Annotated in this window: 22 protein-coding genes; 12 read left to right on the top strand and 10 right to left on the bottom strand. The window is 68.8% G+C overall.

Going from position 1 to position 26,345, the window contains the following annotated elements; genetic code table 11:
* The first annotated feature begins 36 nt into the window (after positions 1 to 36).
* From AC4EEV_RS14510 to AC4EEV_RS14500, 3 genes are all read left to right on the top strand, one after another.
* Positions 37 to 690, top strand: coding sequence for a DUF4232 domain-containing protein (locus tag AC4EEV_RS14510; RefSeq protein ID WP_026265151.1), 654 nt, complete (start codon positions 37 to 39; stop codon positions 688 to 690).
* A gap of 99 nt (positions 691 to 789) precedes the next feature.
* Complete coding sequence (locus AC4EEV_RS14505; protein WP_491329276.1) at positions 790 to 5,862, top strand: DNA glycosylase AlkZ-like family protein; 5,073 nt, start codon at positions 790 to 792, stop codon at positions 5,860 to 5,862.
* Positions 5,855 to 6,685, top strand: a complete 831-nt coding sequence (locus AC4EEV_RS14500) for an Fpg/Nei family DNA glycosylase (RefSeq protein WP_491329275.1) — start codon at positions 5,855 to 5,857, stop codon at positions 6,683 to 6,685. The genes AC4EEV_RS14505 and AC4EEV_RS14500 overlap by 8 nt, the downstream gene beginning before the upstream one ends.
* Positions 6,686 to 6,707: 22 nt before the next feature.
* Here the strand turns inward: AC4EEV_RS14500 and yczE are convergent, their stop codons facing one another.
* Positions 6,708 to 7,328, bottom strand: coding sequence for a membrane protein YczE (gene yczE / locus AC4EEV_RS14495; protein ID WP_491329274.1), 621 nt, complete (start codon positions 7,326 to 7,328; stop codon positions 6,708 to 6,710).
* A 61-nt stretch (positions 7,329 to 7,389) separates the two neighbouring features.
* Here yczE and yczR point away from each other — a divergent pair, with 61 nt between their 5' ends.
* Complete coding sequence (gene yczR / locus AC4EEV_RS14490) at positions 7,390 to 8,868, top strand: MocR-like transcription factor YczR (RefSeq protein ID WP_491329273.1); 1,479 nt, start codon at positions 7,390 to 7,392, stop codon at positions 8,866 to 8,868.
* 115 nt (positions 8,869 to 8,983) lie between these two features.
* On the opposite strand, the gene AC4EEV_RS14485 is transcribed toward yczR, so the two are convergent.
* Positions 8,984 to 9,676, bottom strand: coding sequence for an SRPBCC family protein (locus tag AC4EEV_RS14485; RefSeq protein WP_491329272.1), 693 nt, complete (start codon positions 9,674 to 9,676; stop codon positions 8,984 to 8,986).
* Positions 9,673 to 10,308: a helix-turn-helix domain-containing protein gene (locus AC4EEV_RS14480; RefSeq protein WP_491329271.1), complete on the bottom strand. Its 636-nt coding sequence runs from the start codon at positions 10,306 to 10,308 to the stop codon at positions 9,673 to 9,675. The genes AC4EEV_RS14485 and AC4EEV_RS14480 overlap by 4 nt, the downstream gene beginning before the upstream one ends.
* Before the next feature lie 113 nt (positions 10,309 to 10,421).
* Here AC4EEV_RS14480 and AC4EEV_RS14475 point away from each other — a divergent pair, with 113 nt between their 5' ends.
* Positions 10,422 to 11,402, top strand: coding sequence for an RluA family pseudouridine synthase (locus AC4EEV_RS14475; protein ID WP_491330893.1), 981 nt, complete (start codon positions 10,422 to 10,424; stop codon positions 11,400 to 11,402).
* Here AC4EEV_RS14475 and AC4EEV_RS14470 read toward each other — a convergent pair.
* On the bottom strand, positions 11,374 to 11,904 hold the full coding sequence (locus AC4EEV_RS14470; RefSeq protein WP_491329270.1) for an O-acetyl-ADP-ribose deacetylase: 531 nt from the start codon (positions 11,902 to 11,904) through the stop codon (positions 11,374 to 11,376). The two genes, AC4EEV_RS14475 and AC4EEV_RS14470, sit on opposite strands and share 29 nt — an antisense overlap.
* Before the next feature lie 119 nt (positions 11,905 to 12,023).
* Here AC4EEV_RS14470 and AC4EEV_RS14465 point away from each other — a divergent pair, with 119 nt between their 5' ends.
* Positions 12,024 to 12,647, top strand: a complete 624-nt coding sequence (locus AC4EEV_RS14465; RefSeq protein ID WP_043424487.1) for a DedA family protein — start codon at positions 12,024 to 12,026, stop codon at positions 12,645 to 12,647.
* Here the strand turns inward: AC4EEV_RS14465 and AC4EEV_RS14460 are convergent.
* Together AC4EEV_RS14460 and ppc are read right to left on the bottom strand one after the other, a co-directional pair.
* Entirely contained in the window at positions 12,644 to 12,949 is a 306-nt protein-coding gene (locus AC4EEV_RS14460) for a hypothetical protein (protein ID WP_109045907.1), read from the bottom strand. The two genes, AC4EEV_RS14465 and AC4EEV_RS14460, sit on opposite strands and share 4 nt — an antisense overlap.
* 345 nt (positions 12,950 to 13,294) lie before the next feature.
* A complete protein-coding gene (ppc, locus tag AC4EEV_RS14455) occupies positions 13,295 to 16,102 on the bottom strand; it encodes a phosphoenolpyruvate carboxylase (RefSeq protein ID WP_491329269.1) in 2,808 nt (935 codons plus the stop codon).
* A gap of 191 nt (positions 16,103 to 16,293) precedes the next feature.
* Between ppc and AC4EEV_RS14450 the strand changes: the two genes are divergently transcribed.
* On the top strand, positions 16,294 to 17,118 hold the full coding sequence (locus tag AC4EEV_RS14450; protein WP_491329268.1) for a DUF1684 domain-containing protein: 825 nt from the start codon (positions 16,294 to 16,296) through the stop codon (positions 17,116 to 17,118).
* A gap of 15 nt (positions 17,119 to 17,133) precedes the next feature.
* Here the strand turns inward: AC4EEV_RS14450 and AC4EEV_RS14445 are convergent, their stop codons facing one another.
* Together AC4EEV_RS14445 and AC4EEV_RS14440 are read right to left on the bottom strand one after the other, a co-directional pair.
* The gene (locus AC4EEV_RS14445) at positions 17,134 to 18,342 is read right to left on the bottom strand and encodes an acyl-CoA dehydrogenase family protein (protein WP_491329267.1); all 1,209 of its coding nucleotides are present in this window, start codon (positions 18,340 to 18,342) and stop codon (positions 17,134 to 17,136) included.
* Complete coding sequence (locus tag AC4EEV_RS14440; RefSeq protein ID WP_133831089.1) at positions 18,339 to 19,133, bottom strand: SDR family NAD(P)-dependent oxidoreductase; 795 nt, start codon at positions 19,131 to 19,133, stop codon at positions 18,339 to 18,341. Before AC4EEV_RS14440 ends, AC4EEV_RS14445 begins: the two co-directional genes overlap by 4 nt.
* A 136-nt stretch (positions 19,134 to 19,269) precedes the next feature.
* Here AC4EEV_RS14440 and AC4EEV_RS14435 point away from each other — a divergent pair, with 136 nt between their 5' ends.
* Positions 19,270 to 20,589, top strand: a complete 1,320-nt coding sequence (locus AC4EEV_RS14435) for a glycoside hydrolase family 76 protein (protein ID WP_491329266.1) — start codon at positions 19,270 to 19,272, stop codon at positions 20,587 to 20,589.
* Positions 20,590 to 20,623: 34 nt separating this feature from the next.
* On the opposite strand, the gene AC4EEV_RS14430 is transcribed toward AC4EEV_RS14435, so the two are convergent.
* A complete protein-coding gene (locus tag AC4EEV_RS14430; protein WP_491329265.1) occupies positions 20,624 to 22,300 on the bottom strand; it encodes a glycoside hydrolase family 32 protein in 1,677 nt (558 codons plus the stop codon).
* A 131-nt stretch (positions 22,301 to 22,431) separates the two neighbouring features.
* Positions 22,432 to 23,034 carry a YdeI/OmpD-associated family protein gene (locus tag AC4EEV_RS14425; RefSeq protein WP_491329264.1) on the bottom strand — a complete coding sequence of 201 codons (603 nt, stop codon included), beginning with the start codon at positions 23,032 to 23,034 and terminating at the stop codon, positions 22,432 to 22,434.
* 108 nt (positions 23,035 to 23,142) lie between these two features.
* On the opposite strand from AC4EEV_RS14425, the gene AC4EEV_RS14420 reads away from it, so the two are divergent.
* The 4 genes from AC4EEV_RS14420 (at position 23,143) to AC4EEV_RS14405 (ending at position 26,329) form a co-directional block, all read left to right on the top strand.
* The gene (locus AC4EEV_RS14420) at positions 23,143 to 23,871 is read left to right on the top strand and encodes a VOC family protein (RefSeq protein ID WP_491329263.1); all 729 of its coding nucleotides are present in this window, start codon (positions 23,143 to 23,145) and stop codon (positions 23,869 to 23,871) included.
* Between the two features lie 9 nt (positions 23,872 to 23,880).
* The gene (locus AC4EEV_RS14415) at positions 23,881 to 24,420 is read left to right on the top strand and encodes an NUDIX hydrolase family protein (RefSeq protein WP_018763774.1); all 540 of its coding nucleotides are present in this window, start codon (positions 23,881 to 23,883) and stop codon (positions 24,418 to 24,420) included.
* An 88-nt stretch (positions 24,421 to 24,508) separates the two neighbouring features.
* Positions 24,509 to 25,528 carry a DUF6707 family protein gene (locus tag AC4EEV_RS14410; protein ID WP_491329262.1) on the top strand — a complete coding sequence of 340 codons (1,020 nt, stop codon included), beginning with the start codon at positions 24,509 to 24,511 and terminating at the stop codon, positions 25,526 to 25,528.
* Positions 25,529 to 25,600: 72 nt separating this feature from the next.
* Positions 25,601 to 26,329: an SRPBCC family protein gene (locus AC4EEV_RS14405; RefSeq protein ID WP_491329261.1), complete on the top strand. Its 729-nt coding sequence runs from the start codon at positions 25,601 to 25,603 to the stop codon at positions 26,327 to 26,329.
* Positions 26,330 to 26,345: the final 16 nt, after the last annotated feature.

Here is a 26,345-nt window from a genome sequence, read left to right as displayed (position 1 = left end):
GTTGACGCGGGCAACCGGTACGGCGAAGGTGGTGCCATGAGGTCTCAGATAATTTCCCAGGCGATTGCCCTGACGACGGCGGCCGCAACGGCAACGCTGTTGCTCACCGCGTGCGCTCCAAGCCAGCCGCAGTCCCAAACGACGACGACGCCCGCCACCGGGCAGGCCAGCCAGTCGCCCACGTCGTCGGCATCCTCGGCCCCGCCGTCGTCCTCCGCACCTGCCACGACGCCGGACTCCCCCGCCCCCGGCACCACCGCCGCCGGAGCGCCTGCCCTGTGCAAGGCGGCCGGACTCACGGCCGCCACCGATGCCTCCGGCGGCGGCGCGGCGGGCAGCGTCTACATGAAGCTCAACCTCACCAACAAGGGAACCGAACCCTGCATCCTCAAGGGATTCGCCGGCGTCTCCCTGGTTGCGGACGCCGCAGGCGCCCCGATCGGAGCCCCGGCCGCGCGCGACGACTCCACGGGAGTGGTTGACGTCCTGCTGGCCCCCGGCCAGACCGGCACCGCGGTACTGCGCTACACGCAGGCCGGCAACTACATGGACTGCTCGCCGGTGGATGCCGCCGGCTACCGGGTCTACCCGCCCGAGGACACCGACTCCCTGTTCCTCCCGCAGCCCACCAAGGCCTGCGGCAACGCGCAAATCACCTTGCTCTCCATCGGGGCGTTCCAACCGGCCTGACCGCGCACGGCCCGGCGGACCTGGCCGCGACCCGGCACCCACGCCGGGTCGCGGCGGCCGTCGAAACCCAGTGTCGGTGCCTTGGGGCATGATGGAGGCATGAACCAGGAACAGCGTCCTGCCGGCAGCGCTCCCGGCTCCGCTGCGCCCATGGCCCAATTCAGCCGCGCCACCAGGGACTGGTTCCTAGGCGCCTTTTCCGAACCAACACCGGCCCAGGCCGGGGCCTGGACTGCCATCTCGTCAGGTTCGCACGCACTGGTGGTGGCGCCCACCGGGTCCGGCAAGACCCTCGCCGCCTTCCTGTGGGCCCTGGACCGCCTCCTCGGCACGGCCCCGCCGCCCACCGATCCCGCAGCGGAAACCCCGGCCAAAGGCAAGCGGTCCCGGGCACCCAAACGCAAAACCCGCGTCCTCTACATTTCGCCCCTCAAGGCGTTGGGCGTCGACGTCGAACGCAACCTCCGCTCGCCGCTGATCGGCATCACGCAAACAGCCAAGCGGCTGGGGCTCCCGGCACCGCTGATCACCGTGGGCGTCCGGTCCGGGGACACCCCCACAGCGGACCGCCGGGCCCTGCTCAGCAACCCGCCGGACATCCTCATCACCACCCCCGAATCGCTGTTCCTCATGCTCACCTCCAGGGCCCGCGAAACCCTCACCGAGGTGGACACCATCATCATCGACGAGGTCCATGCCGTGGCCGGAACCAAGCGCGGCGCCCACCTTGCGGTGTCCCTGGAGCGGCTCGATGCGCTGCTGCCCAAACCTGCGCAACGCATCGGGCTTTCCGCAACCGTGGAGCCGCGGGAACTCGTGGCGCAGTTCCTGGCCGGTTCCGCGCCCGTGGAAATCGTCGCGCCGCCGGCCAGCAAGAACTGGGACCTTACGGTGTCGGTGCCGGTGGAGGATATGTCGGACCTGCAGGGCGCTGCGCGCGCGTTCGACTCCGGGCCCGCTTCCGGCCTCCAGCCGCAGGCATCCATCTGGCCCCATGTGGAGGAAAAGATCGTTGACCTGGTGCTGGCCAACCAGTCCACCATCGTCTTCGCGAACTCCCGGCGCCTCGCCGAACGCCTCACCGCCCGGCTCAACGAAATCTACGCCGAACGCCAGCTGGTGGCCGTGGGCGGCGGCTGGGACGACGCCGCCCCGGAAGGGCTCGACGCCGGGCCGGGCACCCCGGGGGGACCGTCGTCGGGCCTTCCCGCGTCAACGGCCACACCCGCGCACATGATGGCGCAAGCGGGCAGTTCCGCCGGCGCAGATCCGGTACTGGCGCGGGCGCACCACGGTTCCGTTTCCAAGGACCAGCGGGCATTGATCGAGGACGACCTCAAATCCGGGCGGCTGCGGTGCGTGGTGGCCACGTCATCGCTGGAACTTGGCATCGATATGGGTGCCGTGGACCTGGTGGTCCAGGTCGAATCGCCCCCGTCGGTGGCCAGCGGCCTGCAGCGGGTGGGCCGTGCAGGCCACCAGGTGGGCGAGGTCTCCCAAGGCGTCCTGTTCCCCAAGCACCGGGCGGACCTGGTCCACACGGCCATCACCGTGGAACGGATGCTGGATGGCAAGATCGAGCGGCTGGCCATCCCGGCCAACCCGCTGGACATCCTGGCCCAGCAGACGGTGGCGGCAACGGCCCTTGGGAGCATCGACGTGGAGGAATGGTTCAGCACCGTGCGCCGTTCCGCTCCCTTCGCGTCCCTCCCCCGCTCCGCGTTCGAGGCCACCCTCGACCTGCTGGCGGGACGGTACCCGTCCGACGAATTCGCCGAACTCCGCCCCAGGATCATCTGGGACCGGAATGCCGGCACCATCGAGGGCCGTCCCGGCGCGCAACGGCTGGCCGTCACGTCCGGCGGCACCATCCCGGACCGCGGACTGTTCGGCGTCTACATCATCGGCACGGAGGCGGAAGGCTCGGCGTCCCCGGCCGAGGACGGAAAACCGGCGCGTGCGCCCAAGGGTGGGCGGCGTGTGGGCGAACTCGACGAGGAAATGGTCTACGAGTCGCGGGTGGGCGATGTCTTTGCCCTCGGCGCCACCAGCTGGAAGATCGAGGACATCACCCACGACCGCGTCCTGGTCTCCCCCGCGTTCGGCCAGCCCGGCAAGCTGCCATTCTGGAAGGGCGACTCCCTGGGCCGCCCGGTGGACCTTGGCCGCGCCCTGGGCGCGTTCGTCCGCGAACTGTCCGCGTCCGATCCCGGCCCGGCCACCGAACGGTGCAAAGCCAGCGGCCTGGACGACTTCGCTGCCAACAACCTCATCCAGTACCTCAGCGAGCAGAAGCAGGCCACCGAGGTGGTCCCCAGCGACACCACGCTCGTGGTGGAGCGGTTCCACGACGAACTGGGCGACTGGCGCGTGATCCTGCACAGCCCGTTCGGCATGCCCGTCCACGCGCCGTGGGCCCTCGCGGTGGGCCAGCGGCTTCACCAGCGGTACGGGCTGGACGGCTCGGCCATGGCGGCCGACGACGGCATCGTCCTGCGGGTGCCCATGATGGAAGACGAGCCCCCGGGCGCCGAACTGTTCCTCTTCGACCCGGAGGAACTGGAGCAGATCGTCACCGCCGAGGTGGGCGGCAGCGCCCTCTTCGCCTCGCGTTTCCGCGAGTGTGCGGCCCGCGCGCTGCTGCTGCCCCGGCAGACCCCCGGCAAGCGCCAGCCGCTCTGGCAGCAGCGCCAGCGGTCGGCCCAACTGCTGGACGTGGCCAGGAAGTACCCCACGTTCCCCATCGTGCTCGAAACGGTCCGGGAATGCCTGCAGGACGTCTACGATCTGCCGGCCTTGAAGGACATCGCCGCCTCCGTGGAAAGGCGCGAGCTGCGGATTGTGGAGACCACCACCCAGCAGCCCTCGCCATTCGCCAAGTCCCTGCTCTTCGGTTACGTCGCCCAGTTCCTCTACGAAGGCGACTCCCCGCTCGCGGAACGCCGAGCCGCGGCCCTGGCCCTGGACTCCACGCTGCTCAACGAACTGCTGGGCCGGGTGGAACTGCGCGAACTCCTGGACGCCAAGGTCATTGAGGCCACCGAACGCGAACTGCAGCGGCTGACCCCGGACCGGCGTGCGCGGGGCATGGAGGGAGTGGCCGACCTCCTGCGGCTGCTGGGCCCGCTCGCGCCGGAAGAGGCAGCCGCGCGGTTGCAGGGCACGGCGCCGCCGGTTGAGGCTGCCGAGACCTCTCCGGCCGTGGAACCTGCCGAAACCTCTCCTTCGGTTGAGGCCACCGAAACCGGGCAGTCCGACACCCCCGCCGCCGTCGCCGACGCGGCCGCCCACCTTGCCGCGCTCCAGCGGGCCAATCGCGCCATCAAGGTCAACATCGGCGGGTTTGAGCGGTTCGCCGCCGTCGAGGATGCCGCCCGCCTCCGCGATGCCATCGGCGTGCCGCTGCCCATGGGTGTGCCATTGGCCTTCATCGAACCCGTTGCCGATCCGCTGGGCGACCTCGTGTCCCGGTATGCCCGGACACACGGTCCCTTCACGGCAGCCGAGGCCGCCACCCGGCTGGGCCTGGGCGTTGCCGTGGTGGGCACGGCACTGAAACGGCTGGCAGCGGACGGACGCGTCGTGGAAGGAGAGTTCCGGCCCCACGCCACCCCGCCCGAGGCCCCACCGCTGGAGCCGGGCGGGCAGGAATCGGGGTCGGGGGATCAAAGCCGGCCGGCTGATCAGCCGGCACCATCGGGCAGCTCCTCACCTGTCGGCCAGCAGGCGGTCGCCAGCGAATGGTGCGACGCCGAGGTGCTGCGCAAGCTCCGCCGCCGCTCCCTGGCCGCGCTGCGCGCCGAAGTGGAACCGGTGGACGCCGCAGCCTATGGGCGCTTCCTGCCGGCCTGGCAGCATGTCAGAACCCCCGGCGGCGGGCGCGGCCAACCCTCCCTGCGCGGCCTGGACGGCATCATCACCGCCATCGACCAGCTCTCCGGGGTCCCCGTTCCCGCCTCGGCCTGGGAGCCGCTGGTCCTGGCAAGCCGGGTATCCAACTACCAGCCCGCCATGCTGGATGAACTCATGGCGGCAGGTGAGGTCTTGTGGTCGGGCGCCGGATCCCTGCCGGGAAACGACGGCTGGATCAGCCTCCACCTCGCTGACTCCGCGGAGTTGACGCTCAATCCTGCCCCTGACTTCGAGCCCGGAGATGCCGGCCGGCGCCTCCTGGACCACCTGCGGAACAACGGTGGCGGGTACTTCTTCCGGCAGCTCACCGAAGTGGCCGGCGGCATGGACGCCGTCCTCAGCGACCAAGAGGTGGTCACCGCGCTGTGGGAACTCGCATGGGCCGGCAGGATTACCGGCGACACATTCGCCCCGGTCCGGTCCCTGATCGCCGGCGGGCATACAGCGCACCGGCAAGTGGCCCGTGCCCCGCGCGCCCGGGCACCGCGGTTGAGCCGGCTGGGCCGCTCCCACGGCACCGGCCTGATGGGCTCCCCCGGGCTGGCCGGCGGCCGGTACGGAGCGCAGGGAGCTTCAACGCCTGCTACGGCAGCCGGCCGCTGGTCCGCCCTTCCCGAGCCCGAACTCGATGCGACCATCCACGCCCGCGCCACTGCTGAACTCCTGCTGGACCGGTATGGCGTGGTCACCAGGGGCTCGGTCATGGCCGAACAAATCCTCGGCGGCTTCGGGCTCATGTACAAGGTACTGGCGCGGCTGGAGGAAGCGGGCCGGTGCCGGCGCGGCTACTTCATCGAACACCTCGGCGCGGCCCAGTTCGCCGTTCCCGCCACCGTGGACCGGCTCCGTTCCTACTCGGAGGACACGCAACTGGCCAAGGCGGAACCGGTGGCCCTGGCCCTTGCCGCCACCGATCCCGCCAACCCGTTCGGCGCGGCCCTCCCCTGGCCCGCACTGAGGGACGACGCCGGCACCGGCCACCGCCCCGGCCGGAAGGCGGGTGCCCTGGTAGTGCTGGTGGATGGCGCGCTGGTGCTGTACGTGGAACGCGGTGGCAAGACTCTTTTGGCGTTCAGCGATGACGCCGCCGTCCTGGCGGCTGCCGGCGCTGCCCTGGTCGGGGTGGTCACCCGGGGAGCCGTGGACAAACTGATCATGGAGAAGGTGAACGGGCAGGGAATCCTGGACACCCCCGTTGCCGCAGCCCTCAGCGCCGCCGGCGCCTACTCCACGCCAAAGGGATTGAGGATCCGTGCCTGAGGGGGATTCCGTCTGGCGGGCCGCCCGTCAACTGCACCAGGCCCTGGCAGGGCAGGCGCTGCTTGCCTCGGATTTCCGTGTGCCGCGGTTTGCCACGCTGAACCTTGCAGGGTGGACCGTCGAGGAAGTGGTCCCGCGCGGCAAGCACCTGCTGATGCGGGTGGTGGGCCCGGAGGACAAACGGCTGACCATCCACTCGCACCTGAAAATGGACGGGGCCTGGCAGGTCTACCCGCCGGGCGGACGGTGGCGGAAGCCCGGATTCACCGCCCGGTGCGTACTGCGAACGGCCGCTGCGGACGCCGTCGGCTTCTCCCTGGGAATCCTGGAAGTGGTGGCCACGGCCAATGAGGACTCCGTCGTGGGATTCCTGGGTCCGGACCTCCTGGGCCCGGACTGGGACCTGGATGAAGCCGAACGCCGTGTCCGGTCCCGCCCGGAGGTACCGATCGGCGTGGCATTGCTGGACCAACGGAATCTCGCGGGCATCGGCAACATCTACCGCTGCGAGGCGTGCTTCCTGTCGGGAGTGCATCCCGCCACGCCCGTGGCCGACGTCGTGGACGTGCGGACCATGATGACCGACGCCAAACAATTGCTGGAGGCCAACCTCGGCCCCGGCCGCCGCGTTACTGTCCTCAATGCCCGCGGCCTCCCTGTAGGCAGGATGGCCGGCAGGCCCGGCTATTGGGTGTACGGCGGGGAACGACGACCGTGCCTCAAGTGTGGGACTCCCATCCAGCGAGGCCTCCTGGGCAAGCCCAACGGCGAGGAGGAACGGGACATTTACTTCTGCCCCACGTGCCAGCCGGTGCCGGACTGACAGCAGCAGGCCTGGCGGGGACTCAGCAGTTGGCGGGAGCCGGCTTGCTTGCCGCTTTCGGCGTCGCCGCAGGGACCATGAAGCGCGGCAGCAGGACATGGACCAAGGGGCCGATGGCCAAGGCATAAACCACGGTGCCCACGCCCACGGAGCCGCCGAGCAGCCACCCGATGGCCAGCACGGCCACTTCAATGAGGGTGCGGGACAGCCGGACCGACCAGCCGGTCCGGCGGGCCAGGCCGGTCATCAGCCCATCCCGTGCGCCCGGCCCGAAGCGTGCCCCGATGTAGCAGGCGGAAGCGATGCCGTTCAGCACGATGGCCCCGCCGAGGAGGCCGATCTGGCCGGCCAGGAGGGAAACCTGCGGGATCACTGCCAGCCCGATGTCCGCGAACACTCCCACCAGTACCGCATTGCACAGGGTGCCGAACCCCGGCCACTGCCGCAACGGAATCCACAGGAGCAGCACCAGGAAACTCACCGCGATAACCACCACCCCGATGCTCAAACCGCTCCGGTTGGCAACGCCCTGGTGGAACACATCCCAGGGGTCCAGGCCCAGGCCGGCACGGATGAACATGGCCAGCGAGATGCCGTACATGGCCAGGCCGGTAAAGAGTTGGAGGAGTCTGCGGGTCATCATGAGAACAACCATTCCACGCAACTGGCATTGGAATACATAGCCAGTTTGAGATACTGGCTCTATGGCTGTCCTCACTCCCCAGGCTTTGTCCCGCCTCCTCGGCCCGTGGAACAGCGGCACCGGGCCGGCCTACCGCGAGTTGGCGGACGTGGTACGGCTCCTAATCCTGGACGGCCGGATTGCCCTGGATACCGCCCTGCCCAGCGAGCGCTCGCTCAGCTCCGTCCTCGGGGTCAGCCGGACAACCGTTACGGCGGCGTATGCCACCCTCCGGGACCAGGGCTTCCTGAGCACCGGCCAAGGCAGCCGGGGCAAGACCCGCATCCCGGAACTGACCCCGTTCGGGCCGGCGCTTTTCGGCCCGCAACCCCAATCCGCTTCCCCGCTGGCGGCGCCAGGCCTGACCGCCCCTGAAGGGCTGATCGATCTGGCCTATTCAGCATTGCCCGCCAGCGGCGAAGTGGTGCACCGGGCCTTTGCCGCGGCGCTGACGGAGCTGCCTGCCCTGCTGCCGGGTTTTGGCTATGACGCCTTGGGACTGCTGCCGTTGCGCCAGGCAGTTGCGGACCGGTACACGGCTGCCGGTGTACCCACCCAGCCGGGGCAGGTCATGGTCACGTCCGGAGCGCAGCACGCCTTGACCATCATCATCCGGACCCTGGCCGACCGGCAGGACAGGATCCTGGTGGAGCACCCCAGCTATCCCCACGCACTGGATGCCATCCGTTCCGCCCGCTGCCGCCCCGTCCCGGTGGCTTTCGCCGAGTCCGGCTGGGACCTGCCGGCCCTCGAATCGGCCCTGGTCCAGCAGCGGCCCAAGCTCGCCTACCTGGTGCCGGACTTCCACAACCCCACTGGGATGATCATGCCCGACGAACAACGGCGCCTGCTGGCCCGCGCGGCGGCCGCATCCGGAACAGTGCTGGTGGCGGATGAAACGCTGCGCGACCTCAACCTCGACGGCATCGCCACCACTCCGCTGGCCGGCTTCGGCAGCGGAATCGTATCGATCGGCTCGTTGAGCAAGTCGCATTGGGGCGGCCTGCGCACCGGGTGGATCCGCGCCTCCGAACCGATGATCCAGCGCTTCGCCGCCGCGCGCACCACGCTGGACCTGGGCGGCCCCGTCATGGAGCAGCTGGCTGCAGCCCACCTGGTGCGGGCACTTGAGGAGCCGCTGCCCGCACTGTTGCACACGCTGCGGGGCAACCGCTCAACCCTGCTCGGCCTGCTCGCGGAACACCTGCCCACCTGGCAGACGACTCCTCCCGCCGGGGGCCTCTCCGTCTGGTGCAGGCTTCCCGCCCCCATCAGCACGGCCCTCACGGTCTTGGCGCCGGAATTCGGCATCAGGCTCGCGGCCGGCCCCAGGTTCGGGATCGGGGGCGCCTTTGAACGCAACCTGCGCCTGCCCTTCACGCTCGCACCGGACAAACTGGAGGCGGCGGTGCTGGGACTCCGCGCCGCCCAGGACCGGCTGGACGCCGCTCCCCAGCTGCGCCGGTCACTGATCCACGCCCCCGCCGTCGCCATCGCCTGATCCGGCCACCGGCTGACCCGAGCCACGGAAATCGCCGGAGGTGTGCGTAACCGCCGGAGCGGAACGGCGATCCCGCACCGCTCCGGCGATTTCGCGCGCCAAACGGGAGTCGTGGCTACGCGTACACGTGCTCCAGGAACCCGGCCCATGCCTTGGCCGTGGTCTCGGAGTCGCCGGCGCCGCCGAAATCGTGAACCGTCATGCCCACCGGGGCGCCGAAGGCGTTGCGGCCGAAGAACCGGTACAAGGCGTTTTGGGTACGCAGGCCCAGGAAGTGCTCGTTCGAGAAGTCCACCTCGCCCGCCAGCCGCCCCACGCCGTCGAGCTCCACGTCAAAGCTGTCCCCCTGCCCGGCGGTTCCCAGGCCCAGCGCTTCCCGCAGCTTGGCGAACCCGTCCGGTGCCTGCGAAGCCGGGGGAGCCTGAATGTCGGTGAACACCACGGGACTGCCGTCGAAGTACTGCAGGTATTGGCCCAGCGTGTGCAGGTAGAACTCGGTGTGGCGGCTGGCGCCGTCGTACTGCTCATCCCAGTTGTCGGCGAAAATGCCGCTATGGACGTAGTGCAGGCGTGCGCGGCCGCCGTCCAGCGGCTCCAGGACGTGTTCCAGTTGGTTGAACCAGCCGTCCGGGCCTTCCATCCTGGATACCAGGTGGCTGGGGTACTCTTCCACGGTCCTGACCGCTGGCCACTGGTCCGTGGGGAACATCCAGGCCGGGGTTCCGGCGGTGACGGCTTCCCACACCCGCTCGGGCGTGCCGGGAAGCTCAGAGTCGTGGACGATTTCAAAGGAGCGCTTGTTGTTCATTTGTCCTGTTCCTTGCCTGGAGTGGATTCGTTGGTTGCCTTGGGGGCATAGGTTTCTTTGAGGACCGGGTGCAGGGCCACAACCAGCCGGTGCCGCCGCCCCTGTGGGGGCCGGTCGTCGTGGTACTTGTCCACCAGCCGGGTGACCTCCACGCCGAGCTCCTCGGCGAAGGCTGCCCGGTCGGCGGCGGTGCGGAAAGTAATCTCGCCGTCGATGGCGAATGTGGCCAGTTTCTGCCGGGCAGCGGCGGCACCGGCTATCAGTTTTCCCACTTCCCGGACCATCCGGCCGGCGAGCGCCAGCAGCCAGAATGCGGAGAAACGGTCTGAGAAACGGTGCGGATCCGGCGAGATCGAGGCCAGCGCGGACGGCGAGATCAGATAGGAAGCTGCGGTGGCTTGGAGCACGCGCTCGGTGACGTTCCCTTTGCGGCGCTCCTCCACCAGCTCCACCAGTCCATGCCGCTCCAGCGCCTTGAGGTGGTAGTTGACCTTTTGCCTGGGCAGGCCCACCCGAACCGCCAGCTGCGTTGCGGAGCCGGGCCGGGCCAGCTCCCGCAGGATGCTGGTGCGGATGGGGTCCAGCGACGCTTCGGCCGCGGCCGGGTCCTCGATGACTGCAATTTCCTGCATGCCACCATTCTCGCTACCGACAACTTTTATTGTCAAGAACTTTTTTGTCGTCGGTGGTCCGCGTGATCCTGGCCCCGCTGGCCGCCCAAGGGCACCGGTAGAATAGGGCGGTGATGCAATCCCCCCTCCCCGTGCGCGACGGCGTCAACGCCACCCGCCTCCGCCTCCCGGACGAGGGCCCCTGGGACACCGCGATGGACTACATGATGCACCGCTGGGGGCACATCGATCCGCAGGGCATCGAGGACCGGTTCGACGCCGGCGAGATCGTGGGCGAGGGCGGCATCCCCCTGGACCGCAGCACCCCGCTCCAGGACCACACCTTCATCTGGTACTACCGCACGCTGCCGCCTGAGACCCGGCTGCCCGTCGAGCTGTCCATCCTGCACCAGGACGAGCACCTGCTGGTGGTGGACAAGCCGCACTTCCTCCCCACCACCCCGGGCGGGACCTACATCCAGGAGTCCGCCCTGGTCCGGCTGCGGAACCAACTGGACCTGCCGGACCTGATTCCCATGCACCGGCTGGACCGCATGACGGCCGGGGTCCTGCTCTTCTCCACCAACCCGCAGACCCGCGGCAAGTACCAGGTGCTGTTCGAGAAGCGGCAGGTGCAGAAGGAGTACGAGTGCGTCTCCGCCGCGGAGCCCGCTCCGGGACATCCCGCCGTCGAATTTCCCGTGGTGGTCCGCAACCGGATGACCAAGTCCCGAAGCTACCTGCTGGCGGAAGTCATTGACGGCGAGCCGAACGCGGAAACCAGGATAGAGCAGCTGGAAACGTTCGACGACGGTGGCCCGGAGGGTGCCGCGGGTACCGGTGGCAGCGGCACCGGCAGGCGCCGCCTTGCCAGGTACCGGCTGGAACCACACACCGGCAAGACCCACCAGCTGCGGGTGCACATGGCCTCGCTGGGACTTGGGATCGTCAACGACGCCTTCTACCCTGACCTGCTGGACAAAGCCCCGGACGACTACGCGAAACCGCTGCAGCTGCTGGCCCGCGGCATCCGCTTCGTCGACCCGATCTCAGGCCGGCCAGTAGAGTACCGCAGCGCCCTGGACCTCAGCGAAGCTGTCCGAACACGTCCCTGAACACCTCTTCAACCCCGGACGTGTGGAGCACGAACTCCACCACCTCCAGGTCGCTGGCCGGGTGCAGCGCCTGGAACCCGGCCACGGCGTCCAGGGCCGCCTGGGCGACGGCATCCGCCGCCCAGCCGTAAGCGCCCGCACCCACCGCCGGGAACGCCAGTCCGCGGGCGCCCAGGGAGTCCGCCAGCCGCAGGCTTTCGCTGAAGCAGGACACCAGGAGGGCCCGGTTGGTCTGCCCGGCATGCCGGTTCGGGCCCACCGTATGGATGACCCAGCGGGCCGGCAGCTGGAACCCCGCCGTTGCCACGGCGGCGCCGGTCTGCAGTCCGTGCGGGAGGTCCGCTGCCCGCAACTGACGGCACGCAGCCAACAGTTCCGGACCGGCTGCCCGGTGCAGCGCCCCGTCCACTCCCCCGCCGCCGAGCAGCGACGAATTCGCGGCATTGACCACCGCATCCACCCGCCGCTGCGTTATGTCGCCCTGCAAAACCGTGATCCGCATGCCGCCAGTTTCCCACTCCACCGTGCGTTCCGGGCACGCACGGCCTCTGCGGTATCCCTCCCCGGGTGGGTGCCGTCACGGGCACCGCCGGGCCGGCAAAAGTGCGGTACCTTGTGGCAATGGACTTCGGCAGCGCTGACAGCTGGGGAGCGGCCCTCTATTTCTGGGTCATCCCGCTGGTGGTTGGCGACGCCATTTTCCCGCCCATCCCCTCGGAGATGGTGGTGATTACCGGCGGCGCATTGTCCGCGGACGGCCGGGCCAACGTGTTCCTCGTCCTGGTGCTCGCCGCCCTGGCGTCCTGGATTGGCGACATGGTGGTGTTCCACCTGTTCCGCCGCCGGCTCAGCCACGTACTGGACCGCTGGAAATGGGGGCGCCGGGTGCACGCCGGCATCCATGCAGCCCTGGCCAAGGCCGGGCGGTCGTCCACCTATGGCACCATCATCGGCGCACGGTTCATCCCCGGCGGCCGGCTGGCAACCTCAGCAGCGTCAGGGGTCGCAAATGTCTCGGTGCGCGGCTTCGGACTCTGCGCCGGGCTGGGGGCGGTCCTCTGGGCCTGCTGGCTCGTCGGGCTGGGGTACTTTACGGGGTCAACCACCAGGCTGCCGTTCTGGGCCAGTTCCCTCATCGGGGTGGCCGTGGGCCTGGTGATCGGCGCCGTCGTGGGGCTGATCGTCACCCGCCGGCGCGGCGACAGGTCCCCCGTGGAGGACGAGCCCATTCCGGACGCAGGCTAGACGGGCAGCCACTTGCCGCGGCTGCGCCGCAGCACGCTGAGCGCACCTGTCAGCGCAACGCGTTCGACGGCGTCGCGCATCATGCTTGCCGACTCCAGCGCCTGCTGGTTCTCACCGGAGTACTCGGTGGCTTCCACAAGGAATCGAAGGTTGAGTTGCGGCACTCCGCCGGCAATCTGCAGCTGGTGCGCCTCCACGTGGTGGCGGGTGCCCAGCGCCTCCACGGCGGCGTCCATGACGGACTCCGGCGGATTCCCCGGCCGCAGCCCGGTGATCTTGAGGCGGGTCTGGAAGGAAGGCATGCCCTCCACCCTATCCAAACCCCCGCTCACATCCTGTCCCCGAAAACCCAACCCCCACTCACATCCTGCCGCCAAGAACCCAACCCCCGCTCACATCCTGTCCCCCAAAACCCAACCCCCGCTCACATCCTGTCCCCAAAACCCAAACCCCCGCTCACATCCTGTCCCCAAAAACCCAACCCCCGCTCACTCTCTTCAAGAGAGTGAGCGGGGGTTGGGGTTGGAATGGTAAAACGTGAGCGGGGGTTTGGGTTGGAACCGCAAAACGTGAGCGCGCGTTGGGATGCCAACGGCAATAGGTGAGCCCGCGTCGGAAGAAAAGCCGCCGGAAGTGAGCGGGCGTTCCTAGCCGGTGTTGCGCAGGCCTGCGGCAACACCGTTCACGGTGATGAGCATGGCCCGCTGGAGGCGCTCGTCGATCTCGGCCCCGCTGATTTCCGCCTCGGTCCGGATACGGCGCATCAGTTCGACCTGCAGGTAGCTGATGGGATCCAGGTACTGGTCGCGGATCTCCAGGGAACGCTTCAGCGTGGGCTGGGCGTCCAGGAGGATGTCCTCGCCGGTGAGCTTCCGGACCTCGGCCACCGTGAGTTCGTATTCCTCCCGGATGGTGCGGAACAGGTGGTGCAGTCCCTCCGGGACCAGGGTGGACACGTAGTAGCCGGCGATGTCCATGTCCGTCTTGGCCAGGGTCATCTCCACGTTGGACAGCACGGACCGGAAGAAGTTCCAGTGGTCCATCATCTCCACCAGCTGGGCGGAGTGACCGGCTTCCCGGGCAGCCTTCAACCCCGAGCCCACGCCGAACCAGCCCGGCACGATCTGCCGCGACTGCGTCCAGCCGAACACCCATGGGATGGCGCGCAGGCCGCCGAGGCCCGCGCCCGAATCCGGACGCTTGGACGGCCGGGAGCCGATGTTGAGCGACCCGAGCTGTTCCACCGGCGTGGACGCCATGAAGTAGGCGGGCAGGTCCGGGTGGTCGATCAGCTTGCGGTAGCGGTCGAACGCGGCATCCGAGATGGACTCCATGACGTGTCCGTATCGCTCCCGCTGGTCCTCGGAAGTCCGGGGGGTGCGGTGCAGGGCCGAACCCTGCAGCACCGCAGCGAGTGAGAGTTCCAGGTTCTCCCGGGCCAGTTCGGGCAGGGAGTACTTGTCCGAGATGACCTCACCCTGTTCCGTGAACTTGATTTCGCCTTCCAGGACGCCGTTGGGCTGGGCCAGGATGGCGTCATAGGTGGGTCCGCCGCCACGGCCCACGGAACCGCCGCGGCCGTGGAACAGGCGGACGCGGACACCGTGCTTGGCCGCGATATCGCGCAGCTTGCGCTGGGTCTTGTGGATCTCCCACTGGCTGGTCATGACGCCGGATTCCTTGTTCGAGTCCGAGTAGCCCAGCATCACTTCCTGGACGTCCCCGCGCAACCGCACCAGCTCCCGGTAGGAGGGATCGGACAGCAGCTGGTCGACAATCTCGGCCGAGGCCCGCAGCTCCTCCACCGTTTCCAGCAGCGGGGCGAAGCCAAGCTTGGCGTAAGGCTTGTCGCCGAACAGGTTCACCAGGCCGGCTTCGCGGGCCAGGACGGCAGCGGCGAGGACGTCGTCGGCGCCGCGGGTCATGGAGATGATGTAGGTTTCGATGACGTCCGGCCCGTACATGCGCAGGGCCCGCCGGATCTCCCGGAAGACGTCGTAGGTGCCGTCGGCGGCGCCGTCGAGCTTGATCGGGTGGCCGGAGAGCGGGCGGCGGGACGCCAGTTCGGAGCCCAGAACCTCGAAGCGTTCCTCGCGGCTCAGCTCCGCGTAGCGCAGCCCGGGGCCACCAATCCGGTCCATCAACTGCCCGACGGCGTCGTGGTGGTGGTCGGCGTGTTCGCGGATGTCCAGCGTGGCCAGGTGCAGCCCGAACGAGGCGATGGCGCGGCGCACCCGTGCCAGCGAACCGTCTGCGGCCAGGGCTGCCGAGTGGTTGCGGAGCGAGAGTTCGAGCAGCTGCAGGTCGGCCATGAGTTCATCGGTGGCGTTGTAGTCGCGCCCGTGCTCGTGGTTCGAATTGACTGCCACCCGCTTGCCCGTGTTGATGAGCTTGGCCTTGATGCAGGTGAGCTTCAGCCGGTAGGGCTCCTGCGCATTCAGTTCCAGGACCCGCTTGTCCAGGCCCGGCAGGTTCTTCAGGTCCGTTTCGATTGATTCGAGCAGCGCGCGGTCGGCACCGGCCAGGGCGGTGGAGTTGGAGAGCACGGAGATCAGTTCATCGATCATGCCGATGCTGATGCGGATGGCGCTCTGGTTTTGGATCTGGAGGATTTCCCGGGTCACGGCCGCGGTGACGTTCGGGTTGCCGTCGCGGTCACCGCCGATCCAGGAACCGAACCGGATGGGTGCGTCCTTGGCGGCCAGGCTGACACCGTGCTCACCCAGGAGGTCGGCGAGTTCGGACAACATCTGCGGCATGGCGTCGGTGAGGATGCCGCCCAGGTAGTAGATGGCGTTCCGGGCCTCATCCACGGGCGTGGGCCGGACCTGGCGCAGTTCGTCGGTCTGCCACATCTGGTCGATGATCTCGGCCAGCTGCCGGTCCTGCCTCCGCCGCGCCGTTGACCCCTCGGCCGTGGAGTGGGACAGGACGTCGGAGATCTTGCGGATCTTGTCCAGGACCGAGCGGCGGGACGCTTCGGTGGGGTGTGCGGTGAAGATTGGGCGGACGTCCAGCCCGTTGACCACTTCCTGGAGGACGTCCGGGCCCGCCTGCTCGGCGATGTCCGCCACGGTCTTGGCCAGCCAGCCGTCCTTTTCCGCCCGGTTTCGCAGGCCGCGGACCCGGTGGACCTGCTCGGCGGCGTTGGCCAGGTGGAAGTAGAACGCGAAGGCGCGCACCAGGTCGGTTGCCTGCTCAATCGGCAGGGAGCCGAGCAGTTCGCGGACCTGGGCGACGACGTCGTGCGCGCTCCAGGGGCCGGTGGCGTCCGCGCCGCCGCGCGCCGCTTCCTTGGATTCCTTGGTCAGCAGCCGGACCTGTTCCACGAGGTCCAGGAGTTCGGGCCCATGCTGGCGGACCAGGGATTCGCCGAGGAGGGTGGAAACACGGCGGACGTCTGCCCTCAGTTCGGAGGCCAGGTCTGTTTCGGGATGTGCTGCAGTGTGAGCCATGGAAGCTATCTTTCGAGGGTTTCGGACTTGGCTCGTACACTGCGCTGGATACTGTGAGCCACGTTACTAGCTAAAGATGCTACCCCCGGTCCGGCGCCACAGTGGAATCTGTCTCAAAAGATGTCGCCACCGGCGGAATGAACAGGAAATACCCGTGGTTGTAGCGTGGGCACACGCAACCGGAAGGAACCATGTCCACCACCACCGCAGCCAAGTTCGAGCGCTGGCAGCGCTTCCGCACCAATCGGGACAGGGCGCTGGCAGCCCCGCACGGCTGGCTCACCCTGACCTCTTTCCAGTGGCTCGAGGACTCACCTGCCGGCGTCGACCTCGCCCCGGGCCTCTGGTCCGTGGACGGCACGACGGCGGTACTCACCGCGGTCCCGGCGGACGGGCTCACGCTGGTGGAGACGGGCGGAAAGGTGGACGGCACCGTGTCCGCTGTCCTCGCGGACGAGGAGTCGCTGATGTGGGTCCGGTTCGGCGGCCCGGACGGGAACCAGGTGGTGGTGGAACTGGCGATGCGCGGCGGGAAATACGCGATCCGCACCCGGGATTCGGCCTCGCCGGTGTTCACCGAGTTCGACGGCGTCCCCACCTACCCGTACAACCCGGAGTGGGAAGTCACCGGCCGGTTCGTGCCCTACCCTGAGCCGGTGGAGGTACCGATCGGAACCGCCAACCCGCTGGTGGACGGTGTGCACCGCAGCGTGGGTGAGGTGGTCTTTGGCCTCCCCGGCAGCAGCCACGAGTTCCGGCTGCAGGCCGAGGAGGAGAAACTGGGCGCGCTGACCGTCACCTTCCACGACGAAACGAACGGCGAGACCACGGACGACTGGCGGAAGCTTTCGCTGCCCCGGCCCCGCCCGGACGGCTCCGTGGTCCTGGACTTCAACCGTGCCATCAACTACCCCAGCGCCTTCACCCCCTACGGCACCTGCCCCATGCCCGTGAAGAACAACAGCCTGGACATCCGCGTGGAGGCAGGAGAGATGCAGCCGTACCCGGGCGCGTGACCGGTTTCGACAGGCTCAACCCCCGAACGCTGACACCCCTGTGATGGCCCGGCCCACGATCAGGGTGTTGACCTCGAACGAGCCCTCGTAGGTGTAGATGGCCTCGGCGTCGGCGAAGATCTTAGCCATCCGGTAGTCGGTGACAATGCCGTTGCCGCCAAGGATGGACCGGCCCAGCGCCACGGTTTCGCGCATCCGGGCGCTGAGGTAGGACTTGGCCAGGGCCACCTGCGGCATGCCCGCGGCGCCCTGGTCCTGGAGCCTGGCGATCCCTGCCATCATTCCCATGCTGGCCACGGTGTTGCCCAGCATGGTCACCAGCTGTTGCTGGATCAGCTGGAAGTGCGCCAGCGGCCGGCCGAACTGCTTCCGCTCCACGGCGTACTGCCGGGCTACGTCGAACGCCGCCAACTGCTGGCCCACCGTCTGCCAGGCCACCATGATCCGCGAACTGCGCAGCAGCTCCTTGGTGTCCTCGAAGCTGCTGATGCCGCTGAAGCGGTCCGCCTCCGGCACCCGCACGTCGCTGAAAACGATGTCCGCGTTCTGGACGGTCCGCAGCGCGATCTTGTTCTCGATCCTGCTCCGGCTGACGCCGGGCAGGCCGGCGTCCACGATGAAGCCCCGGACTGAACCGTCGGCTTCGTCGCGCGCCCAGACCAGCATGTAGTCGCAGAACGTCCCGTTGCCGATCCAACGTTTGGCGCCGTTGAGCACCCACGTGTCGCCGGCGTCGTCCGCTTCTCCGGTGCCGGAGGAAATCCGCCGGGCACGTGTCTCCATGCCGCCGGCGACGTCGGAGCCGTGCAGGGGTTCGGTGAGGGCGAAGGCGCCGGTGATCCGCAGGTTCGAGGCGTCGGCCAGCAGCCGCCGTTTCTGGTCCGGCGAGCCGAAGGCGTGCAGGGATTCGACGAAGAGGTCGTGGTGGACCAGGAAGAACGTGGCCAGGGAGGTGTCCACGCGGGTCATCTCCGCGATGACCAACCCGGCGAACAGGTTGCTGTAGCCCCGGTGCGCCGGCGTGCTCAGTTCCAGGGCGGCCAGCTTGGGCAGGATGTGGGCAGGGAACTCGGCTTTGTTCCACCAGTCGCCGGCGTAGGGTGCCACGTCGGCGGCAAGGAAGTCCCGCAGCTCCGCCAGCTTGTTGCGCTCGGCCTGTCCCAGCATGGATTCGACGGCGAAGAAGTCCGCCGCCGGCAGGTCCGGGATGTCCGGGGAACTCATCGCGGCCCCATCCGGATGGCGCCGTCCAAGCGGATGGTCTCCCCGTTCAGCATGGCGTTATCGACGATGTGCGCCACCAGGTTGGCGTACTCCGCCGGCTTCCCCAGCCGGGACGGGTGCGGTACCTGGGCGCCCAGCGAGTCCTGGGCCTCCTGCGGCAGGCCTGCCATCATGGGCGTTTCGAAGATGCCCGGGGCGATGGTGACCACCCGGATCAGCGAGCGTGCCAGTTCCCGGGCGATGGGCAGCGTCATGGCGGCCACGGCCCCCTTGGAGGCTGAGTAGGCGGGCTGGCCGATCTGCCCGTCGAAAGCGGCCACGGATGCCGTGTTGATGATGACGCCGCGCTCCGGGCCGCCCAACCGGGTGGCGACGGGTTCGGTGGCCGCCATGGCCTCGGCCGCCAGCCGCAGCACGTTGAAGGTGCCGACCAGGTTGACCTGGACAACGCGGCTGAACGCTTCCAGCGGCAGGACGCCAGCACGGCCCAGCACCTTGCCGGGAGTGGCAATTCCTGCGCAGTTCACTACGATCCGCAGCGGGCCCAGCCCGGCGGCTGTTGCGACGGCGGCCCGCACCTCGGCTTCGCTGGTCACGTCCGCCGCAGCGAAGACGGCGGACTGCCCGGCTTGGGCGCGGCCGTTGAGGTCGTCCGCCACCGCCTGGCCGCCCGAGGAGGCGAGGTCCAGGAGCACCACCGAGGCGCCGTCGTCGAACAACCTGCGTGCGGTGGCCGCTCCCAGCCCGGAGGCCCCGCCTGTGACCAGGGCGACGCTGCCTTTGATGTCCATACATCCTCCTTGATGCGCGTGCCTCCGGCCGCGGCGCGGCCTCGGGCAACAGTTAATGAATGTTAACTGAAATACGGCGCCGCCGCACTCACCCCTGCGGAGCCGAGGACCCGGCACCGCCGCTAGGGTGGACGGCATGACCTCCAGCAGCACCTCCTTGGCCACTTGGCAGGACCGTGCGGACCACGCGGCCCGCTCCGTGACCGGGCTGTTCGGCCGGAACCTCGTGCTCCTTCCCGGAACGCACCTCGCTGCCGTGGTGTGGCAGGGCAGGCACCCGGCCGGGAAGGACGCCCCCGAGGCGGGGCAAGAACCCGTTGCGGGGCAAGAACCCGGCCGGCCGCGGGAGCGGTGGCTCGCCGCACTCCGCGGCGCAAGGCCTGCCGCGGGTCTGCTGTCCCCATGGCACTACTGGTGGCAGGCGCATTACGTGGACTGCCTGGTGGACACCGGCCTGCGAGAGCTGGCCGGCGGAGCCACGCCGGCTGCTCGGTTCAACGGGCCGGACCGTCCCAGCGCAGGGCATCTCGCCTCACGGCTGGTCACCGGTATGAGGCTCCGCAATGCCCTGACGCTCGTGAACAGCTACTACGACGACATGGCATGGCTGGCCCTGGCGACCCTGCGGCTGGACAAGCTCGCAGAAGAAGCGCAGCGGCCCGGACGCCGGCGCAACGCCCGGGTGCGTTCCGCACTGGCCCTGCAGTTCGACTCCGCCTGCACCGACGATTTGGGCGGGGGGACGTTCTGGAGCAAGAAGCGCGATTTCAAGAACACCCCGGCCACGGCACCTGTGGCGTTGTTCTATGCCCGCACCGGCCGGCGCGGCATGGCACAGACGCTGCTGGACTGGCTGGACGCCACCCTCTTCGACCAGGACCAGGGACTCTACCTCGACGGTGCACGGCTGGGTCCTGCCGGGGATGTGCTGGTGGAACGGTCGCTGTACACCTACAACCAAGGCCCGGTCCTGGGCGCCCTCCTGGAACTGGGCGGCGACGCCAACCTGGCCCGGGCCGCCGCACTGGTGGACTCCGTCCAGCGGCTGCTGACCGTTCCGGCAGCCGGCGGCAACGCCAACGCCGGCACGGTGCTGCGCTGCGAAGGAACGGGCGACGGCGGTCTCTTCACCGGGATCCTCTGCAGGTACCTCGCGCTTGCCGCGGCGGACCGGCGGCTACCCGGGCCTGCCCGCGCTGCGGCCGCTGCGTTGGTGCTGGACACCGCCGAGGCGTTCTGGGCCGGACGGCGGCCGGTGGGCGCCGGTGAAGCAAAGGCGCCCCTGGCCGGCAGGAGCATCTTCTCCGTTCACGCCTGCCAACCCGCGGACCGGACCTATCCGCCGGGAGTGCCGGTGGAGCTCGCCACCCAGCTGCAGGCCTGGATGACGCTGGAGGCAGCGGCCACGGTCATGTCCGCCGGCCGGGCCACTGAACAGCCCGGTCCGGCCGTATGACAGGCAAGCCCGGCCAAACCGGCAGGGCCTGCGCTCAGCGGATACCGGACAGCGGCGTGACTGTTCCGGCTTTCAGCGTCAGGGGCACGTCAGCGGCCAACCGGACCTCTTTCGGACCTGCCGGCGGGAACATGAGGGACGTCAGGGACTGTCCGTCCACGAAAACCTCCACGGAGGACCGGTCCACGTAGGCGGTCAGCTGCACGGTCCCGCCGGCGGTGCGCGCCTCCACCGAACGGGCCTGGCGGTACTCGCCGCTGCCCTCGGAGGGTCCCTTCCCCTGGCCGCCGGCCGCGGCGTCCCCGTCCCGGGTGATGAAGGCCCGGCCGGCCGCGAAGTCGTAGCCGATGGTGGCGTAGGTGGTGCCACCGCTTTGCAGGAGCAGGGTGGCTTTCCCGGTGCCGTCGGCGGGTTTTTCCAGCTCGACGTCGGCCTTGAACGCTCCGGTGTCCGGGATGGGCAGGGTACGGGCATCCCGGATCGGGCCGGCGGGCACCTGGACAGGCGTCCCTTCCAAGGACTGGAGCGCAGGGGTGGGCGCCTGCACCAGGGCGGGGCGGCCGGCGCCGGACGCGAGCCGGATGTCGCGGACCACCGAAGCCGCCCCGAACCAACCGTCAGTGGGCAACTCCCGGGCATAGGCCCAGTTGTTCATCCAGCCGATGGCGTGCCGGGATGCCTTCCGCTGGCCATCGCTTTGGCGCGGATCATCCCAGGTGACGGCCGCGTAGAAGTCCGCCCCGCCGTCGAGCCACTGGTGGCCGCCGTCCGCCGTGAAGGCCTTGCCGTCGAACCCGCCGGTCCAGTAGGCCAGGCCGGTGGTGCGGCCTTCTTTGGAACCGTTGGCGCTCGCGGCCAGGACCCAGGTGCGTTTGGCGGGGTCGCCGTCGATGTCCATTTGGAAGAAGTCCGGGCACTCCAGGATTCCCAGCCCGTCCTGCTCGAACCCGGACACATAGGTCCACCGCTTAAGGTCGGGGGAGGTATAGAACCCGATCTTGTGGCCCTCAGCGAGGAGCATGAGCCACTGGTTGTTGGCGTCGTCGCGGACAATGCGCGGGTCCCGCCAGTGCTCCGCGCCGGGGTTTTCCATCACCGGGTTCTGTCCATAGCTTTGGAAGCTGTAGCCCTGGTCCGTGGAGTAGAAAAGGGACTGGCGCTGCACGCCGTCGAGCTGCTGGGTGAGCACCGCGATGACCGCCCCCTTGCCAAAGCCCGCGTCGCCTTCCGTGTCCACCACGGCGGAGCCGGTCTCGATGTCCCCCAGTCCGTTGCGGAACTTGGGGATGGCCACGCCCCGGTTCTCCCAGTGCACCAGATCGGTGCTGGTGGCGTGGAACCATTCGGTCCCGTTCCCCTCCGGATAGTCGGCGTTGTAGAGGTAGTAGTAATGCCAGAGACCATCCAGGAAGAACGGCCGCTGGGGATCATTCATCCACCGCTGGTCCGGGGTGAGATGGTAGGCAGGCCGGTAGCCGGTTTGGCCAGCCGGTGGCGCCTGCGGCCCTGGGGGTGCCGTTGATGCTGGGGGTGCCGTTGATGCTGGCGGTGCCGTGGGTGCCGCACCATCGTGCTGTCCGTCGACCGTCCGCGTGTTTCCGGTAATCACCAGGGCCGCCGCCACCAGGAGCACGGCCACGGCTGCGGCCGTCCACAGAAGGGGGCGGCGCCGAAGGGCGGCATACGCCGGTCCGAAAATTTTGGGGAGCATGGGGTCATCGATCCGTCGCTGAACGCACAAGTGCCGTCCCCCGGGTCGGGGAACGGCACCAGCGCAAGTGAACCGTCAATTTTACCCGGCGGGCCGCCCGGAGCCGAATCCGGCGCGTCATGCGGCCGCAGCTAGTCACGGCCTGCGGGGCGCTTCTTCTGCGCATACGGCGTCTCGCCCCGTGCCAGCATCTCCACGAAAGCGGCGATCCGGCGTTCCCGGGTGGCTGCCTGCTTGGCCGTGTTGGTTCGGAACACCAGGGCGAACAGGTTGGTCTTGGTCAGGACATCGAACATCTCCTGCGCGGCCGGGTTCGCGGCGATCGCTGCCGCAAGGTCCGGGGGGACCTCCACGTCGGCCTGGCCGCCGTAGGCTGCTTCCCAGCGGCCGTCCGCCTTGGCCGCGGCAACTGCCGCCCTGCCGGCGTCGGTCATTTTTCCCTCCGCTTCCAGCCGGGCGACATGCCCCACGTTGCGGGCCGACCAGATACTCCTGGGCCGCCGGGGTGTCATCCGCTGGAACGAGCTTTCATCATCGCGGCGCCGGAGCTGACCGTCGATCCAGCCAAAGCACAGGGCCTCATCCAGGGCCGCCGGATAGTCGAGGCCGGTCACCGTGCCGCCCTTCTTATGCAGCACCAGCCAGACGCCGGGGCTGGTGCTGTGGTTCGCTTCCAGCCAGGCGCGCCAGGCAGCGGCGTCGGGCACCAGCAGTTCCTCGAGGTCATCGGCCATGGCCCCATTCTGCCGGGAAAATGACCTGCCGCAAGCCCCTGCGCACCGGCCGGCCACGTGGCATCATGGCCATACAGCCGCACACCACCCAGCACCAAGGACAACGCCATGCTCCGAGTCCGCCCCGTCCACTTCACCTCGCGCACCGACACCTGGAAGCAGTTCCTTACCGTACTGGGGATGGCACAAACAGAGGACGACGACGGCTGGCAAGTTTTCGATTCGGCGTCGGGCCGCCTGGCGCTGCACCCGGCCGAGGCCGGTTCGGACCGCGACGGCCGCACCGTCTTTGCGGTGGAAGTGGGCGACGTCGCCGAATTCGCCCGCCGCACCAACGACTCGGCGCAGGAGGAGGCAACCCTGCCGGCCGAACTGGTCACCGCCGACCACGGCGAAGCCTGCCGCATCAGCGCGCCGGACGGCTTCAGCTTCCTGGCGGACAAGGCCGTCCACGGCGCCCAGTGCGCCGACGCCGACCCCGCCCTGGCCGTCGTCGCCGTCTGGTACACCGCAGATCCGGAAGCCGCCGTCCGCACCATGCTGCATATCGGCGCCCGCCCCCGGCCCGTGCCCGACGACGACGAAACCGCCGACTTCACGGCCAAGAACGGCGGCGTCCTGCTGGTTCGGGCGGCATCCGGGCCGTCCCGCTCCGGCCTGGGCTTCGAGTACGGCGGCCCGCTGGAACCGTTGCGGGAGCGCCTCGCGGCCGCCGGGATCGCCGCCGGCATCACCGAGGAGGCCTTCGGAAGCACCCTCCACGTGGCCAATCCGGACGCGGGCAGCCCCAACGCGCCCGCCACCGTCTGGATCTCGGAGCGCCGCCCCATGGGGTAGAACTTAACCATGAACGTGCGCACACCTGACCCGAATCCCGGCTGGCTCTCCGAAGAAGACCTCTTTGAGGCGCGCGGGCGGCTGCCCATGGTGTACGTGGAGGCAGTTCCGGTCAGGCTGGACCCGCTGGGCTACGTCAACGAGGTGGGAACACTGCTGCAGGCCGATGCCGACGGGACCATGGTGCGCTCCCTGGTGTCCGGCCGGGTCATCTACCGCGAGACCATCCGCGCCGCACTGCTGCGGCACATGGAAAAGGACCTGGGCCCCCTCGCCTTCCCCCAGCTTCCCCTCAGCCCGGTGCCGTTCACGGTGGCCGAATACTTTCCGGCACCGTCCCAGACGGGGTTCACCGACGAGCGGCAACACGCCGTGTCGCTGGCGTACATCATCCCGGTCACGGGCGAGTGCGAACCCCGCCAGGACGCCCTGGAACTGACCTGGATGACCCCGGAGGAAGTGCTCAGCCCGGGCGTCCAGATGGAGTTTTCCGGCGGCCGCGGCGGCCTCATCCGGCAGGCACTGGCATTCGCAGGCGTGGGCTTCTGACATCCCCGCCGGGACGTGGGGGTCCCCGGTTTTAGGTGCCCGCCTTTGTAGACTGTAGGGCGGACCGCAAGAGAACTTAAGGACTCCCATGACCGAAACACCAGCCGCCAGGCACCACCGTGAACAGCAGGCTGGATCTCTGACCACCGGCACCCACATCCTCCTTCCGGACGGCCACCGCACCGCCGAAATCGACCAGGTGGAGCTTGAGCGGGACGACTACGGCTCCCCGGCCTTGGTGCTGGCGAGCCTTTCCGGCGGCGGAACGCTGAGGGTTGCCGTGGGCGCCACGGTCACCGTTGTGGATGGAGCGCACGACGACGTCACGCAGCTTCCGCTGCCGGCGGACCTTCCTGAGGCCGCGCCCTTGGCCGAGGCAGGGGCCGTGCCGGCCCAGCCGGCCGCCGGGACGGGCCCCATTGCGGTGGCGCCCGCCGTCGTCCTTCCCCCGCTGCCGCCCGCGCCGCCCGCCGTGAACGGGCCCAGCGAGGAGGAGCTCGCGCTCATCCCGGCACCGGACGGCACGCCCGAATCCGTGGTGGAAGCCGCCGCGGAAGCGCACCCTGATGCGGAGGGTGTCCTGCTCCTGGCCGACCGGCTGTCCAAAGGCGTCAACTTCAAGTCCGGCAGCTGCCTGAAGGACCTCAGCGACCTCGCGCACGAACTGTTCGTCACGCTCAAGGACGCAGACGCCGCGCTGTCCGTCGCGGACCTCCTCACCGTGCTGCCCTACGACGGCAACCCGGGCCGGTGGACCTCCGTGGAAGCGTCCCTGGCACTGGCCAGCTACATCTGCCGGCAGGACGGCCAGGACAAACGCGCCGACGTCTACGAGAAACTGATCCGTACCCCGGAAAACCAGGAAACGGATCCGTTCAAAGCGCGCATGGCCGCCAAGGTTCGGCAGCGTTCACTCAACGAGCCCAACCTGTACGACAAGGAAATCTTCCGCTCGATCGACAATTCCAACCACGACGCAGAACGCGAATGGCGGCTCCTCCGGCTGGAGTCCCTGCTGTTCCTGCGAGCCCACGGCGGCTCGGAAACCATCGGCATGACCGAACTTGAACGGCGCATCAGCAACGAGCTGGAGGCAGTCCGCGCCTGAGCCCGGCGGTGCCCCTCCGGCGGTAAAAATTCCCCCTACCCGGGGCGAAGCCGGAGTTGTACATTCGGGGCTATGACGAACAATCTCAGCGTAGTGATCAACGCCGACGCGCCGCAGGTCTGGACCATGCTGCGTGAACCGTCCAAGGTGGCCCAGTGGCACGGCTGGCAGGCCGAGGACCTGGAGTCCGAGATCAAGCAGATCTATTTCTCCGGCGACGAACAGGAATCCGCGGACCATACCAGCCTGACGGTGCACGGCGGGGACACGTTCGAACTCCACCCGGTGCCGGAAGGGACAAGGGTCAGCGTCACACGCGGGGCGCTGGACCACAATTCGGAGTGGGCAGCCTGGGACGAGGACATCACCCAAGGGTGGCTGACGTTCCTGCAGCAGCTCCGCTTCGCGCTGGAACGCCACCCGCACGGCAAGCGGCACACCCTGTTCCTGCACCTGACGGGCGGGAAGGGCTCGGCCATCGAAAAACTCGGACTGAAGGACCTTCCGGCCCCGGGCGAGCCGTACCAGGTCACTTTGGATACCGGAGAGGAAATCAGCGGCAAGGTCTGGTACCGGACCAGCCACCAAGTGGGCCTCACCGTGCACAGTTACGCCGAGCACGGCGAAGGGCTGCTGGTGGTTGCGGACCACCCTGCCATCAAGGACGTCCGTGCGGAGGGCGACGGTTCGCTGGTGGTGGTTTCCACCTATGACCTTGGCGCCGCAGCCTTCGACGCCGTGCGTTCCGCCTGGGATTCTTGGCGGGAGGCCAACTACCCCGGGACGGACCCAGCCAGCTGACGCTCCGCCGCCGGCC

It is taken from the genome of Pseudarthrobacter sp. MOO14 (genome assembly GCF_058267675.1).
The sequence above is the reverse complement of the archived record's forward strand: the minus strand, read 5'-3'. Positions and strand labels throughout refer to the sequence as shown.